The following is a 13,953-nucleotide window of genomic DNA, read 5'->3' as shown; positions in this document are numbered from 1 at the left end:
GGACCGTCGTACATGGGCCAGACATGGAATCGTGCGCCTGACAACGTGCTGCGCACTGCGTCAACCATTCGGCACAAGAGCTTGCGCCTCCCACGCACCAGCCTGCGCGGACTGGCCGGCATGGCCATCGCGGCACTGCTGCTGGCCGGGTGTGCCGGGCAGTCCTCCCGTCCCAGCGGACCGGGGGCGGACGCGCTGCTGGCTCAAGCGGAGCAACAACAGGGCCAACAGGCCGCCGGCACCCGACTGCAGGCCGCCGATATCCTAGCACGCAGTGGCGACAACGCGCAGGCGATCACCATCACCTCGGACATCGACCCCGCGAGTCTGGAACCCCAGCAACGCGTGCAATGGGCCCTGTTGCTGTCGCGCATCGCCCTCGAGCAGCAGGATGGCTGGAACACGATACTCGCCACGTCCGTGCTGGAAGACGACATCACGATGTCCAGCGACGATCAGCGCACGCTGCGCAAGCGTCGCGGACTGGCGCTCGGCATGGTCGGCGAACCTCTGGCCAGTGCCCAGACGCTGATTGCCCTGCAGGCGGACACTGATGACCTCAGCATCAATGACACCCTGTGGGAACAGCTCACGCGCCTGTCTCCCAGCCAGCTCGGCGAGCTGGCCAGCGCCAACGCCATTGCCAGCGGCTGGACGGACCTGCTGCGTCTGCAGCGGCGCTTCGGCGGCAACATCGACCAGATGTTTTCCGCCATCAACGACTGGGCGGATGCCAATCCGCAGCATCCGGCCGCACGCCAGATGCCGCAGGGCATCCTCGATCTGCGCGAGCTCTCCGGCCAGGAAGTTCGCAAGATCGCGGTCTTCCTTCCGCAGTCCGGCCCACTCAAGCGTATCGCGCAGGCAATTCGTGAAGGCATCGAGGCACGCCATCGCAGCGCCATCGACAATGCCGAAGCCACGCCACAGCTGAGCTTCTTCGATACCTCAAGCGCCGATCTCAAGACATTGTATGCCCGCGCGACCATGGAGGGGGCTCAGGTCGTGCTCGGCCCGCTGGACAAGCAGCTGGTCAGCCAGCTCGAGACCCAGAGCAGTCTGCCGCTGCCGACCCTGGCCCTCAATTACGGCACCCATGAGCGCAATCAGGCCGACAATCTCTTCCAGTACGGCCTGTCCGCCGAAGACGAAGCGCGCCAGGTCGCACTGCGCGCCTCACTTGACGGTCATCGTGGTGCCGCGGCCATGATTCCCGACAATGCCTGGGGTCAGCGCGTCTACAGCGCCTTCCGTGATCGCTTCGAGCAGGAAGGTGGCGACATCGTTTCCATCGAGCGCTACAACCCCAAGGGCCCGGTCAGTGAAGCGGTCAAGGATCTGCTTTCCGTCTCCAGCCAGGATCAGGCGCGCATGAAATCCGCCAAGAAATCCGGCAGCAAGTATGGCCGCGCCCACTCCGGCAACATCGACATGATCTTCCTGCTGGCACTGCCAAGCTACGCTCGTCAGGTGCCGCCGATGCTGGACTTCTACTACGCGGGCAACCTGCCGATCTACGGCACCTCACACCTTTATGAAGGCTCCCCCCAGCCCGCTCAGGATGGCGACCTCAATGGCGTCAATTTCGTCGACATCCCCTGGGAAGTGCCGCAGGCCTCCTCCGGCGGCAAGGCCACTCTGCCGGAAGCCGATACCTATCGCGCCCTGTCGGATGCCTCTCCGCGCATGCTCAAGCTCAATGCCATGGGCGTCGATGCCTATCGCCTGGCACAGCGCGTTCCGCTGATGCTGGCCGGTGCCGGCGGGGAACTCTTCGGAGCGACCGGCAGTCTATTCCCGCGTCATGATGGACGCATCGAACGCACGCTGCCGTGGGCGGAGTTCAGAGGCGGCGTACCACGCCCGCCGCTGAAAGGCGCCAGCAGCCGCACCGTCGAAGCCTACACGCCCTGACATGGCGCGCCCTGGAACGACCGGGCAGGAGCCACCACAGCGTCGCGCGAGAGCGCGCGGTGCCGTGATCGAAGCCGAGGTCGAGAAATGGCTGTCAGCCAGAGGTCTCGTGCCTGTCACGCGCAATTCGCATGCCAAGGGCGGCGAGATCGACTTGATCATGCGTGATGGTGACACCCTGGTGTTCATCGAAGTGCGTTACCGCGCCAGCTCCCGGTTCGGCAGCGCACTGGAAAGCGTGACCGCCACCAAGCAACGCCGGCTGATCAAGGCCGCGCGTTTTTATCTGGCCCATCACGGGCTATTATGTTCCTGCCGCTTCGACGTGGTCGGCGTGGAGGGTCCTCCCCCTCTCGCCATTCACTGGATACGCCACGCATTCGAAGCGTTCTGAAGCCAACGACCAAGAGCCATCATGGATTTCCAATCTCGTATTCTCGGCCACTTCAACGCCAGCATCGACACCAAGACATACGCCAGTGAAGTGCTGCCGCCCTTCATCGAAGCGGCGAGTCAGATGATGGTCCAGAGCCTGGTCAATGACGGCAAGATTCTGGCCTGCGGCAACGGCGGCAGCGCCGGTGACAGCCAGCACTTCTCGTCAGAGCTGCTCAATCGCTTCGAGCGTGAACGCCCGAGCCTGCCGGCCATCGCCCTGACCACCGACACCTCGACGTTGACGTCCATCGCCAACGATTACAGCTACAACGAGGTGTTCTCCAAGCAGATTCGCGCCCTGGGCCAGCCCGGCGACATCCTGCTGGCCATTTCCACCAGCGGCAACTCCGCCAACGTGGTACAGGCCATCCAGGCGGCCCATGACCGCGACATGCGCGTGGTGGCACTGACCGGTCGCGACGGTGGCGACATGGCATCCCTGCTGGGCAGCGAAGATTGCGAGATCCGCGTACCGGCGACCTCCACCGCGCGCATTCAAGAAGTCCATCTGCTGGCCATTCATTGCCTGTGTGATCTGATCGATCACCAGCTGTTCGGCAGCAACGAATAACGCCTTGCGACACACGGCGCTCACCAGGAGATTAAGGCATGACGCCAAAGTACCTGCTTTCCCTCATGGCCACCGCCGGCTTTCTATCCCTTGCGGGCTGTACCACCGTGGCCGACCTGACTCACAGTGGTCCCATTGACGAGGACTACGGTGATCGCACTCTGGGCGCTCAAGTGGAAGACGAGAGCATCGAGACCAAGATCGAAGTCAATCTCGGCAAGATCGATGCGCGCTTCAATGACGCCCATGTCAACGTGAATGCCTACAACGGCATGGTCCTGCTGACCGGGCAAGTGCCCAGCGATGAGCTCAAGCAACGCGCCGCGGAAGTCGCCAAGGATGTCCGTCGCGTACGCCAGGTACACAACGCCCTGGAAGTCAGCGCCAATGCGCCTACCAGCCAGCGCGTCCAGGACACCTGGCTGACCACCCGCGTCAAGGCGACTCTCGCGGCCGATGCCAACATCGATTCCGGGCGCATCATGGTGCTGACCGAGAATGCCAGCGTCTACCTGATGGGCATCGTGACCCGCTCGGAGGCCGACCAGATCGTCAGCAAGGTCTCGGAAGTCGGTGGCATCCAGCGTATCGCCAAGGTCTTCGAGTATCTTGATTGACGTAGACCGCACTCCCTGACGTATGGGTGAAAACGACGACGCCCCACAGGCCTGGCCTGTGGGGCGTCGTCGTTATCAGCCCAAGAGGACTGAAGAGGAGTGTCCGCTTACTTGATGACTCGCAGCGACGGACGCCCCTTGCGGGGAGGCTTCGGCTGATCATCGCCGCCTTCCTCATCGGAGGAGGAGATGCTGCCGCCCTCCTGCTCCTCGGCACTCGCGACCTCATCGGCCGCCGCATCACCCCGTGACGCCTCCTCACCCTGCTCATCATCAGCAGCGCTGCTGGCACCACCGACACTGGCCAGAGTCGGACGTGAAGGCGCCTGAGCCTCCTCACCGGAGGTCGCCTCATCCGAGGCTGCCTCACCGAAGGCCAGGTCATCCGCACCCGGCATGACAGGCTCATGCCCGAACACCATGCCAACGCCATTCTCGCGAGAGTACAGCGCCACCAGCGCCGGCGTCGGCACGCTGACGTGCATCGGCTGACCACCGAAACGGGCATTGAAGCTGACACCCTCATTGGCGATGAGCAGATCACGCACGGCACCCGGCGCGATGTTCAGCACGATCTGGCCATTCTGCACGTGTTGACGCGGCACCTGAACGCCATCCTGCTCGGCATCCACCACGATGTACGGCGTATTGTCGTTATCCAGCAGCCACTCGTAGAGCGCACGTGCCAGATAAGGGCGACTGGAAAGCATGAGAGAACCTCTTGAACTGCAATGGATGTCACGATGACCGACGTCCTGCGACGCCGAGCTACAGCTTGCGGGCACTGACACCACGTGACGGTCGAGACACCTGACCTCGGCCCCTCCCCGCCTCGTGATCCGAGCCCGGAACCCACCCCGGGGTGGGTTCCAGCGACTCAAGCACCCCTTTCGGGATTGCTCAAGCGAATCAGATACGCATCTCGCGCTCTGCCTCGGAGAGAGACGCCTTAAAGGCATCACGATCGAACAGACGCTCCATGTAGTTCAGCAGCGGCTTGACCTGCTTCTCCGGCAGCTCGATGTTCAATGTCGGCAGACGCCACAGAATCGGGGCGATGCACGTGTCGACCAGAGAGAACTCGTCGCTCATGAAGAACGGCATGTCATCGAAGATCGGCGCGATTCCGATCAGGCTCTCGCGCAATTCCTTGCGTGCCTTGTCGGCTTCCTTCTTGGTGCCATTCTGGATGGTTTCCATCATCGGCACCCACTCGCGCTCGATGCGGTGCATCCACAGACGGCTCTGGGCGCGCGCCACCGGATACACCGGCAACAGCGGCGGATGCGGGAAGCGCTCGTCCAGGTACTCCATCATCACCTTGGACTCGTAGAGGACCAGGTCACGGTCCAGCAACGTCGGCACACTGTTGTACGGGTTCAGATCAGCCAGCTCGGCCGGACGGTTGTCATCATCTACATCAATGACATCGACTGCTACACCCTTCTCGGCCAGCACGATCCGTACACGGTGGCTGAAGTGGTCGTCACCACCGGAGTAGAAGGTCATCGATGAACGCTTGGCCACAACACCCATGAAACTGTCCTCGCATCTGTTCGAGCCATGCCCGCGTCAGCTTTTGGCCTGACGAACGGGAATAAGTTTCCTCTGGGCGCCTCATCAACTGCGTGACGCGCCCAGAGGGTCAACCTTGCGTCACCCGCAAGCGACGCAAGCGGGCGCACGACCGATCAGCCGTGCGCCCGTCACTGCCTGCACGCCATTATCAATGAGCGCCACTCCGGGAGCCATCAATGAATGTCGCGCCAGTATTCCTTCTTGAGAAGATATGCCAGCAGAGTAAAGATCAGGATGAATATTAACACCTTGGGGGCCATGCTCTCAGCCTTGAGTCGCGATGGTTCGCCCACATAGGCCAGAAAGTTGGTCAGATCCCACACGGCCTGGTCGAATTCCTCTGCTGTCATGCTGCCCGGCGAGGTGATCTCCAGCACGTCGCAGGAGTCATAGTGCCCCGTTGCCGGGTTCAGCTCCGCTCCCGGAGGCACCAGGTCGCTCTGGGCGCAGACCTTTTCCTGAACGCCCTGCAATGTCTCCAGCACATTGGGCATCGCCACCAGCGGATAGACAGCATTGTTGACACCCCAGGGGCGCTCGGGATCGCGATAGAAGCTCTTCAGGTAGGAGTAGATCCAGTCCGTCCCGCGCAGACGCGCCTCGAGAGACAGATCCGGTGGCGGCGTACCGAACCAGCTCGCGGCGTCCTCAGTCTTCATCCCGATGCGCATGGTGTCATTGATCTTGAGTTCTGGCGAGAAAATCAGATATCGCTCGACCAGATCCTCGGGCATCTCCAGGTCCTCTGCGGCACGCGAATAGCGCTGATACTGCAGGCTGTGACAGCCGAGGCAATAATTGGTGTAGAGCTGCATGCCGCGCTGCAACGAGGGCTTGTCATGCAGATCCGGCTGCATCGACTCACGCACTGCCTCGCCCCCTGCCGCGCTGACAGCTCCCGCCCCCAGCAGGCCGGCCACCACCACGCCTGCAGCCAGTACATGCCTCAGCCAGTCCCTTGACCCACCCTTTTGCCCGCTCATCGGCCTGTCACCCTGTCCGGCACCGCTCGCGTCTTCTCGAATCGCGTATACAGCGGCATCAGTATGAAGAAGGCGAAGTACGCCACCGTCGCGATCTGCGCGATGATCGTGCGCTCGAACGTCGGCGGCATCACGCCAAGCACCCCCAAGGTCACGAAGCTGACCACGAACACGAGTATCGCGATACGCGATAGCCAGCCCTTGTAACGGATGGAGCGCACAGGAGAACGATCAAGCCATGGCAACACGAACAGGATGGCGATCGCCAACCCCATCACCACCACGCCCCAGAACTTGGCATCGACCCCGAACAAGGGATAGTTCACGGCCCGCAACATCGCGTAGAACGGCGTGAAATACCAGACAGGGGCAATATGCTCAGGTGTCTTCAACGAGTTGGCCGGTTCGAAATTGGGCGTCTCGAGGAAGTAGCCGCCCCCTTCCGGGAAGTAGAAGATCACGGCACAGAACACGAACAGGAACACACCGACACCCACCAGGTCCTTCACCGTGTAGTAGGGATGGAACGGAATGCCATCCAACGGCTGGCCCGCCTCATCCTTCCTGTCCTTGATCTCGATGCCATCCGGATTGTTCGACCCCACCTCATGCAGCGCCACCAGATGCAGCACCACCAGCCCGACGATGACCAGTGGCAAGGCGATGACATGCAGGGCAAAGAAGCGATTCAAGGTAATGCCGGACACCAGGTAGTCGCCACGGATCATCTGCGCCAGATCCGCTCCGATGACCGGGATCGCCGTGAACAGCGAGATGATCACCTGCGCCCCCCAGTAGGACATCTGCCCCCAGGGCAGCAGATACCCCATGAAGGCCTCGGCCATCAACGCCAGATAGATGCACATGCCGAAGATCCACACCAGCTCACGCGGCGCTCGGTAGGAGCCGTAGATCAGCCCCCGGAACATGTGCAGATAGATGACGACGAAGAATGCGGACGCCCCCGTGGAATGCATGTAACGGATCAGCCAGCCATATTCCACATCGCGCATGATGTATTCGATCGAGGCGAAGGCCCCTTCGGCGGTCGGGGTATAGCTCATGGTCAACCAGATACCGGTAATGATCTGATTGACCAGCACCAGCAGCGCCAGCGAGCCGAAGAAATAGAAGAAATTGAAGTTTCTGGGCGCGTAGTAGCCTGTCAGATGGTCCTGCAGCATCTGGGTGGCCGGAAAGCGATCATCGATCCAGCGCATGATGCCTCGCGACGCCTTGGCACGTTCTGGATTCCCCATCACACAGTCTCCTCATCGACGCCGATCACCAGCACCTGCTCGCTTTCATAATGATGCGGCGGCACCTCGAGATTCGAGGGCGCCGGCACTCCGGTGAACACGCGACCCGCGAGGTCGAATTTCGAGCCATGACAGGCACACAGATAGCCACCCGGCCAGTCAGCGCCAAGATCCGCGGCCCCCATCTCGGGTCGATAACCCGGCGAGCAGCCCAGATGGGTGCAGATTCCCACCAGTACCACGTACTCAGGCTTGATGGAGCGCAGGACAGCATCCACATAGGCTGGCTGCTGGGGACGGCGTGATTCGGGGTCCTGCAACTCGGCGTGCGGGATGGCCCGGATGTCATCAATCATCTCGGGGGTGCGACGCACCACCCATACCGGCTTGCCGCGCCACTCGATGGTCATCTGCTGACCCGGTGCCAGGCGCGAGATATCCGCCGTGACAGGTGCACCTGCCGCTCTTGCCCGTGCGCTCGGCTGCCAGGAAGCCAGAAAGGGCGTCGCGATGCCAACGGCGCCTATCGCCCCCACGACACTGGTCGCACTGACGAGGAAGCGGCGCCGCCCTCGATTCACACCTCGATTAGCCATATTGTTATTGTCTCCCGAACACCACCGCATGCTGCCAGACCATTCCCTTGCCGGGCACTTGACGCTTGACTGTATTAAAGGGCAAGAACCCACCGCTCACAACTCAAGAAAATCACTTTACCAGAAGCGGCTTTCTTCAATTGCGCTCGCACCATGCGCTTGACGCCCCTATCAAGATCGCAAAAAAAACGCCCAGTACCCTTTCGGGTACTGGACGTTCTTGTGGTCGACGCCTGTTCTCTTAACGCTTGGAGAACTGCGGACGACGACGGGCCTTGCGCAGGCCGACTTTCTTACGCTCGACTTCACGAGCATCACGAGTGACGTAGCCGGCGGCACGCAGTGCCGGACGGAAGTCCTCGTTGTAAGCCATCAGGGCACGAGTAATGCCGTGACGGATGGCGCCAGCTTGAGCGGAACCACCACCACCGGCGACAGTGACGTAGACGTCGAACTGTTCGGTAGTTTCGGTCAGCTCGAGCGGCTGGCGAACAACCATGCGACCTGTCACACGACCGAAGTAGTCGTTCAGGTCACGCTGGTTGACGGTGATTTTGCCGGTGCCCGGCTTCAGGAAGACGCGCGCGGTAGAAGTCTTGCGGCGCCCGGTACCGTAGTGCTGCTGTGTCATGGCGATGCTTCCCTCAGATGTTCAGTTCTTGCGGCTGCTGCGCAGCGTGCGGATGCTCGGCGCCAGCATAGACTTTCAGCTTGGACTGCATGGCACGACCCAGCGGGCCCTTCGGCAGCATGCCCTTCACCGCCAGCTCGATCACGCGCTCAGGCTTGTGCTCGATCATCTGGTTGAAGTTCATGGAGCGCAGGCCGCCCGGGTAACCGGTGTGACGGTAGTAGGTCTTGGCTTCTGCCTTGCGACCAGTCACAGCGACTTTCTCGGCGTTGATGACGACGATGTAGTCGCCAGTGTCAACGTGCGGAGTGTACTCGGCTTTATGCTTGCCGCGCAGGCGACGAGCAATTTCGGTAGCCATACGGCCCAGCGTCTTGCCGGCTGCGTCGACGACGAACCAGTCACGCTGGACGGACTGCGGCTTGGCAGTAAACGTCTTCATGGATGAATCACCTATAGTCGGGTCTTGCACTTGAGTGCGCGACCAATCCCTATTTTTCTTGGTTGTCCGACGCTTGGCAGTCAGTGGCAGGCCGCTTGCGCGGTCACCGCCGACTCGACCCCAGACTGCCCACGCCCATCAAGGGTGATTGACCCAGGACGACTCGTGGACCGGACAACAATTCGAGCGAGCGCGCATTGTACATGCCAGACGCCCGCACCACAAAGGCTATTTCGTCTTCCGACATCGCCTCATGGCTTGTGAGGCAGCGCCAGGTATTCACGCGACTGCATTTCCTGCAGGCGTGACAGGGTGCGCTCGAATTCGAAGTCGAGGTTGCCGCCGGTGTAGAGCTGCTCGACCGGTGTCTCGGCACTCATCAGCAGCTTGACGCCACGGTCATAGAACTCATCGACCATGTTGATGAAGCGGCGCACCTGATCATCGCTATCACGCCCCATCTGCGGCACCTCCGACACCAGCACGGTGTGGAACTCGCGCGCAAGCTCGATGTAGTCATTCTGGCTGCGCGGGCCATCGCACAGCTCATCGAAATGGAACCACACCACATCCTCGTGGCGACGCAAGGCATGCAGCACGCGGTGATTGATGCTCAAGCCTTCATCGGCATGACCTTCGGCTCCGGCAATGGAGCGGAACTCACGCGCTAGTCTGGCACCGCTCTCGTCACCCAGCGGACTGTGGAACAGCTCGGCATGCTCCAGAGCGCGCAGGCGATAATCGATCCCCGAATCCACATTGACTACGGTGCAATGGCGCTTGACCAGGTCGATAGCCGGCAGGAAGCGCGCACGCTGCAGGCCATCCTTGTAGAGATCATCCGGCACGATGTTGGAGGTCGCGACCAGTACCACGCCCTGCTTGAACAACTCCTCGAACAGGGTGGCGAGAATCATGGCATCGGTGATGTCCTTGACGAAGAATTCGTCAAAGCAGATCACGCGCGCTTCCACGGCAAACTTGGCCGCCACCAGCGTCAGCGGGTTCTTCTCGCCCTTGTAATGGCCAAGCTCGTTGTGGACGCGCTGCATGAAGCGGTGGAAGTGCGTCCGCATCTTGTCCGCGAAGGGCAGACTCTCGTAGAAGGTATCGACGAGATAGGTCTTGCCGCGCCCCACGCCACCCCAGAAATACAGCCCCATGATGTCCGGGGTCCTGTCGACGGCGGCCGGCCGCGACGGCTTGCCGAACAATCGACGCACCTTGGAGCCAAGCCCGCCATTGCCCGTGACATCTTCGACCTTGTCAGGCGTCTGGCGCGGAGTACGCACCAGATCGTCATAAAGGCGCTGCAGGTGACGAACGGCATCTTCCTGGGCGGCATCGTAGGCAAAGTCATCACGCTTGAGGTCTGCCTGGTACTTCTCGAGGGGCGTAGGTGCTGGCATGGAGAAACCCGGTGCAGGCCAGATTCAGCACTGGGCTGCATCTGGCGCGAAGTGAAACGAGGTCACGCCTGCGCCAGCATGGCTGACAATCAGGCAAGAACGAAATTGCGCGGCATTATACGCCCTGAGTGCAACTTTACCCACCACACCCGACGGGAAGTCCTGCTTCCCAGGCCCTTCAGTGCCATGACGCGCCTCGATGGCGAATGGCGCCCTTGCTTCGGGGCGACCAAGGTCTCTCTCATGACGAATTGACGTGACGCGCCAACCCATCGATATAATGGAGTGCGTACGCTTTTGAAATACAGGCACTCTTTGCCTCATGGCCAGCGTCGCTGGACACACTGCAAGAGTCTGGACATTGGCAGCACATCATCGTGATGGCCTGCCCCGGCGGTGAAGATCACCGCAGTCGTGACACAAGGAGAGCGACGTGAACGAGAGCAATATTGACTGGATCCTGGCCATCGCCTGTTTTCTGGCTGGCATCGGTATCGGCGCCTTGTGCTACCACCTCCTGAATGCCAACGTGGCCCGCAATCAGAAGACCCGCCAGAAGCTGGCGGAGCGTGAGCTGGAACTGACCCAGTTCCGTGACGCCCTGAATGATCATTTCTCCAAGGCCAGTGATCTGACGGATCAGATCCAACGTGCCGGCAACGAGCTGCGCCAGCACCTGGCCAGCGGTGCCTCTTCACTGTGCGATGACAGCCAGCTCAAGCGCCGCCTGCTGGATACTGACACCACGCTTGAAGAAGACATGGGCGAGAAGGTCGACCTGCCACGTGACTATGCCGACAATCGCGGCACGCTGTCAGAGGATTTCGGTCTCAAGCCACAACCCGCGGAAGGCGAAGCGCAGAGCGCCAACCCGCCGCGCATCTGAGCAACCTCCGCCTGCCGTGAGTTCCCTCACGGCCATTGGACACGACAACGGCCACCTTCCAGGGGTGGCCGTTGTCGTTGGCAAGGATCACTCAGGCCGTCACAGGGCGACCATGAGCTGACTCAAGCAGGGTTGTCGATATCCACGAAGCGATGCTCGACGCCATGCTCGGCCGCCAGCCACTCGCCCAGCGCCCGAACCCCATCGCGCTCGGTCGCATGATGCCCTGCCGCCAGGTAGGTCACCCCCTCTTCGCGCGCACTGTGCGTGGTCCGCTCCGAGATCTCACCGGAGAGGAAGGCATCGACTCCCGCCTCGATGGCCAGACCGATATAGTCCTGCGCCCCTCCCGTGCACCAGGCAATGCGCTTGATCGGCCGATCATGCCCGGCGATCACGAGCACCTCTCGCCCCAGACGGCGACTGAACTCGGCCCCCAACGCGGCACTGTCCAGCTCACCGCCTGCCGCAAGCTCATCTGCGAGACGCCCGACATGCACCAGTCCACGCCCGGGGACGCCATCCAGGCATCCTTCACTGACCAACCCCAGGCGCTCGGCCAGCTGGACATTGTTGCCCAGCGTCGGATGGGCATCCAGCGGCAGGTGATACGCCGCCAGATTGATGTCGTTCGCCAGCAGTGTCTTGAGACGACGGCGCTTCATGCCCGTGATCCGAGCGGGTTCGTTCTTCCAGAAATAGCCGTGATGCACCAGCACCATATCCGCCTGCCATGCCACGGCTTCATCCAGCAGCGCCTGATTGGCGGTAACGCCCGTCAGCACTCTGCGGACCTCGCGCCGCCCCTCGACCTGAAGTCCATTGACGGTGTAATCCTTGAAGGCCTGCGCCTCCAGACAGCCATCCAGCGCCTCGACCAGCACGTCACGATCAGCCATTGAGCCTCCAGCAGTCAGATTCATCGAGTGTTACACTGGCTGCCATTGTAACGGCGAAGCCTCACCATGTAAGCGCATGGCAGCTTCGCCGGGTACCGAGACATGGGTGACACGTCTTGAGCACGTCATCAATCTTCCTCTTCACCCTCCGCCTGCCAGCAGCAACCCTGCGGATGGCGACCGCCCCACGGCGGTTGCCCTCAGGAAAGCTGACGGCCCGGCAGGACCATGGATCATTCACCAGGACTCCTGATGCCTCAGACGCGACGCCCCCTTCGCAGTTCATTGCTCCCCCTTCTCTGGCCAGTGGTCACCGGGGTATTGCTTGCCATCGTGGTGCTGGATCGCTTCCCTGAACTTGGACATTCCGAGCCGGCGCCCGAGGTTGGCCAACAGGGCGGCCAACAGGGCGGCGCGATCGTCTCTCGAGATCAGCAGGTGTTGCCATCTCCCGCCTTGACCCTCTCCGCCGAACAGCGCGAGGAATCCGCCAATCCGGTACTGCGCGAAGCGCCGCCACTGCAGCGCAACAGCGGGCCGGCCAGCTACCAGACCGCCGTGGACGCCGCCGCCCCCGCCGTCGTCAACATCTACTCCTCGCGCAAGATCGAGGACGACAGCAAGCACCCGCTGATGTCCGACCCCTTCTTCAACCAGTTCTACGGGGAAAATGCCTTGCGCAGCCAGCGCATGCTGTCGAGCCTGGGCTCCGGCGTCATTCTCTCGAGCGACGGCTATATCCTGACCAACAACCATGTCATTCAGGGCGCGGACCAGATACAGGTCGCCCTGCGTGATGGCCGCGAGACACTGGCCAAGGTGGTCGGGGTCGACCCCGAATCCGATCTCGCGGCGCTGAAGATCGATCTTGAAGATCTGCCGACGGTGGCGATCGCCGACTCGACCCAGGTCCACGTCGGGGATGTCTCGCTGGCCATCGGCAACCCCTTCGGAGTCGGTCAGACCGTCACCATGGGCATCATCTCGGCCACCGGACGCAACCATCTTGGCCTGAATGCCTACGAGGACTTCATACAGACCGATGCCGCGATCAATCCCGGCAACTCCGGTGGAGCGTTGATCAATACCGATGGCTCACTGGTCGGCATCAATACTGCCATCTACTCCCGCTCCGGTGGCTCGCAGGGCATCGGTTTCGCCATCCCCGCCAACCTGGCACGTGACATCCTCGAATCACTGGTCGATCACGGCCGGGTGATTCGCGGCTGGCTGGGCCTGGAAGTCCAGGAGCTGACGCCGTCGCTGGCGCACTCCTTCGGCTTGAGCGCTCCGCAAGGCGTGGTGGTCGCCGCCGTGCTGCGGGATGGCCCCGCGGCGCAGGCCGGCCTGCGTCCCGGTGACATCCTGACGGCAGTCGCCGGCAAGCGCCTGATCGATGCACGCCTTGCCATGGCCGACATCGCCGCGGTCAAGCCGGGCGACACCCTGCAACTCAATCTGTTGCGGGATGGCAAGCCCATGGAGGTCAGCGTCAAGGTCGGTGAGCGGCCGATTCCCGATAGCACGCCCTCTCCTGCCGCCGCAGCTCCGGGCGTCTCATCCCCCGGCTGACAATGGCCGCCGGACTGGCCAACGGCTTTCACGCAAGAACCAGAGTCAGAACCAGAACCAGAACCAGAACCAGAACCAGAAAAGCCCGCCACGGAAACCGTGGCGGGCTTTTTCATGCTCATGAACTACACCATGCTCATGAACTACACCATGCTCAT

General features: G+C 61.8%; 15 protein-coding genes. 6 read left to right on the top strand and 9 right to left on the bottom strand.

Annotated features, from left to right (window positions below; all coding sequences use genetic code 11):
* Positions 1-12 precede the first annotated feature (12 nt).
* The 4 genes from HXS65_RS00710 to HXS65_RS00695 are packed head-to-tail and all read left to right on the top strand — an operon-like array spanning position 13 to position 3,540.
* Positions 13-1,914 carry a penicillin-binding protein activator gene (locus HXS65_RS00710; protein WP_077371659.1) on the top strand — a complete coding sequence of 634 codons (1,902 nt, stop codon included), beginning with the start codon at positions 13-15 and terminating at the stop codon, positions 1,912-1,914.
* A 1-nt stretch (position 1,915) separates the two neighbouring features.
* Positions 1,916-2,308, top strand: coding sequence for a YraN family protein (locus HXS65_RS00705; protein WP_176492887.1), 393 nt, complete (start codon positions 1,916-1,918; stop codon positions 2,306-2,308).
* 21 nt (positions 2,309-2,329) lie between these two features.
* On the top strand, positions 2,330-2,923 hold the full coding sequence (locus tag HXS65_RS00700; protein ID WP_043332512.1) for a phosphoheptose isomerase: 594 nt from the start codon (positions 2,330-2,332) through the stop codon (positions 2,921-2,923).
* Between the two features lie 38 nt (positions 2,924-2,961).
* Complete coding sequence (locus HXS65_RS00695) at positions 2,962-3,540, top strand: BON domain-containing protein (RefSeq protein WP_077371653.1); 579 nt, start codon at positions 2,962-2,964, stop codon at positions 3,538-3,540.
* Between the two features lie 107 nt (positions 3,541-3,647).
* Here HXS65_RS00695 and HXS65_RS00690 read toward each other — a convergent pair whose 3' ends face one another.
* The 8 genes from HXS65_RS00690 to zapE form a co-directional block, all read right to left on the bottom strand.
* Positions 3,648-4,250, bottom strand: a complete 603-nt coding sequence (locus tag HXS65_RS00690; RefSeq protein WP_141392248.1) for a ClpXP protease specificity-enhancing factor — start codon at positions 4,248-4,250, stop codon at positions 3,648-3,650.
* 199 nt (positions 4,251-4,449) lie between these two features.
* Positions 4,450-5,076 (bottom strand): stringent starvation protein SspA, encoded by a 627-nt coding sequence (gene sspA, locus HXS65_RS00685; protein ID WP_077371647.1) that lies wholly within the window; start codon positions 5,074-5,076, stop codon positions 4,450-4,452.
* Between the two features lie 215 nt (positions 5,077-5,291).
* Positions 5,292-6,101 (bottom strand): cytochrome c1, encoded by an 810-nt coding sequence (locus tag HXS65_RS00680; protein WP_176492886.1) that lies wholly within the window; start codon positions 6,099-6,101, stop codon positions 5,292-5,294.
* Positions 6,098-7,360, bottom strand: a complete 1,263-nt coding sequence (locus HXS65_RS00675) for a cytochrome bc complex cytochrome b subunit (RefSeq protein ID WP_077371641.1) — start codon at positions 7,358-7,360, stop codon at positions 6,098-6,100. Before HXS65_RS00675 ends, HXS65_RS00680 begins: the two co-directional genes overlap by 4 nt.
* Complete coding sequence (gene petA, locus HXS65_RS00670) at positions 7,360-7,956, bottom strand: ubiquinol-cytochrome c reductase iron-sulfur subunit (protein ID WP_176492885.1); 597 nt, start codon at positions 7,954-7,956, stop codon at positions 7,360-7,362. Before petA ends, HXS65_RS00675 begins: the two co-directional genes overlap by 1 nt.
* A gap of 241 nt (positions 7,957-8,197) precedes the next feature.
* A complete protein-coding gene (gene rpsI / locus HXS65_RS00665) occupies positions 8,198-8,587 on the bottom strand; it encodes a 30S ribosomal protein S9 (protein WP_043332522.1) in 390 nt (129 codons plus the stop codon).
* Between the two features lie 13 nt (positions 8,588-8,600).
* Positions 8,601-9,029 carry a 50S ribosomal protein L13 gene (rplM, locus tag HXS65_RS00660; protein ID WP_065392477.1) on the bottom strand — a complete coding sequence of 143 codons (429 nt, stop codon included), beginning with the start codon at positions 9,027-9,029 and terminating at the stop codon, positions 8,601-8,603.
* Between the two features lie 251 nt (positions 9,030-9,280).
* Positions 9,281-10,438, bottom strand: a complete 1,158-nt coding sequence (gene zapE, locus HXS65_RS00655) for a cell division protein ZapE (protein ID WP_077371635.1) — start codon at positions 10,436-10,438, stop codon at positions 9,281-9,283.
* 433 nt (positions 10,439-10,871) lie between these two features.
* Between zapE and HXS65_RS00650 the strand changes: the two genes are divergently transcribed.
* A complete protein-coding gene (locus HXS65_RS00650; RefSeq protein WP_077371632.1) occupies positions 10,872-11,324 on the top strand; it encodes a YhcB family protein in 453 nt (150 codons plus the stop codon).
* A 122-nt stretch (positions 11,325-11,446) separates the two neighbouring features.
* On the opposite strand, the gene HXS65_RS00645 is transcribed toward HXS65_RS00650, so the two are convergent.
* On the bottom strand, positions 11,447-12,223 hold the full coding sequence (locus HXS65_RS00645; protein WP_084209220.1) for a Nif3-like dinuclear metal center hexameric protein: 777 nt from the start codon (positions 12,221-12,223) through the stop codon (positions 11,447-11,449).
* 252 nt (positions 12,224-12,475) lie between these two features.
* Here HXS65_RS00645 and HXS65_RS00640 point away from each other — a divergent pair, with 252 nt between their 5' ends.
* Complete coding sequence (locus HXS65_RS00640) at positions 12,476-13,795, top strand: S1C family serine protease (protein ID WP_084209221.1); 1,320 nt, start codon at positions 12,476-12,478, stop codon at positions 13,793-13,795.
* The last annotated feature ends 158 nt before the right edge of the window (positions 13,796-13,953 follow it).

The sequence above is a fragment of the Cobetia sp. 5-25-4-2 genome (assembly GCF_013374075.1).
In the GTDB taxonomy this organism is placed as follows: domain Bacteria; phylum Pseudomonadota; class Gammaproteobacteria; order Pseudomonadales; family Halomonadaceae; genus Cobetia; species Cobetia marina.
Note: the sequence above shows the minus strand (reverse complement) of the source record. Positions and strands in the feature narration are given on the sequence as shown.

Bases quoted from the DNA above. Each gene is read 5' to 3' on its own strand.
- HXS65_RS00710 (WP_077371659.1), top strand. From the start codon at position 13: ATGGGCCAGACATGGAATCGTGCGCCTGACAACGTGCTGCGCACTGCG.
- HXS65_RS00705 (WP_176492887.1), top strand. From the start codon at position 1,916: ATGGCGCGCCCTGGAACGACCGGGCAGGAGCCACCACAGCGTCGCGCG.
- HXS65_RS00700 (WP_043332512.1), top strand. From the start codon at position 2,330: ATGGATTTCCAATCTCGTATTCTCGGCCACTTCAACGCCAGCATCGAC.
- HXS65_RS00695 (WP_077371653.1), top strand. From the start codon at position 2,962: ATGACGCCAAAGTACCTGCTTTCCCTCATGGCCACCGCCGGCTTTCTA.
- HXS65_RS00690 (WP_141392248.1), bottom strand. From the start codon at position 4,250: ATGCTTTCCAGTCGCCCTTATCTGGCACGTGCGCTCTACGAGTGGCTG.
- sspA (WP_077371647.1), bottom strand. From the start codon at position 5,076: ATGGGTGTTGTGGCCAAGCGTTCATCGATGACCTTCTACTCCGGTGGT.
- HXS65_RS00680 (WP_176492886.1), bottom strand. From the start codon at position 6,101: ATGAGCGGGCAAAAGGGTGGGTCAAGGGACTGGCTGAGGCATGTACTG.
- HXS65_RS00675 (WP_077371641.1), bottom strand. From the start codon at position 7,360: ATGGGGAATCCAGAACGTGCCAAGGCGTCGCGAGGCATCATGCGCTGG.
- petA (WP_176492885.1), bottom strand. From the start codon at position 7,956: ATGGCTAATCGAGGTGTGAATCGAGGGCGGCGCCGCTTCCTCGTCAGT.
- rpsI (WP_043332522.1), bottom strand. From the start codon at position 8,587: ATGACACAGCAGCACTACGGTACCGGGCGCCGCAAGACTTCTACCGCG.
- rplM (WP_065392477.1), bottom strand. From the start codon at position 9,029: ATGAAGACGTTTACTGCCAAGCCGCAGTCCGTCCAGCGTGACTGGTTC.
- zapE (WP_077371635.1), bottom strand. From the start codon at position 10,438: ATGCCAGCACCTACGCCCCTCGAGAAGTACCAGGCAGACCTCAAGCGT.
- HXS65_RS00645 (WP_084209220.1), bottom strand. From the start codon at position 12,223: ATGGCTGATCGTGACGTGCTGGTCGAGGCGCTGGATGGCTGTCTGGAG.
- HXS65_RS00640 (WP_084209221.1), top strand. From the start codon at position 12,476: ATGCCTCAGACGCGACGCCCCCTTCGCAGTTCATTGCTCCCCCTTCTC.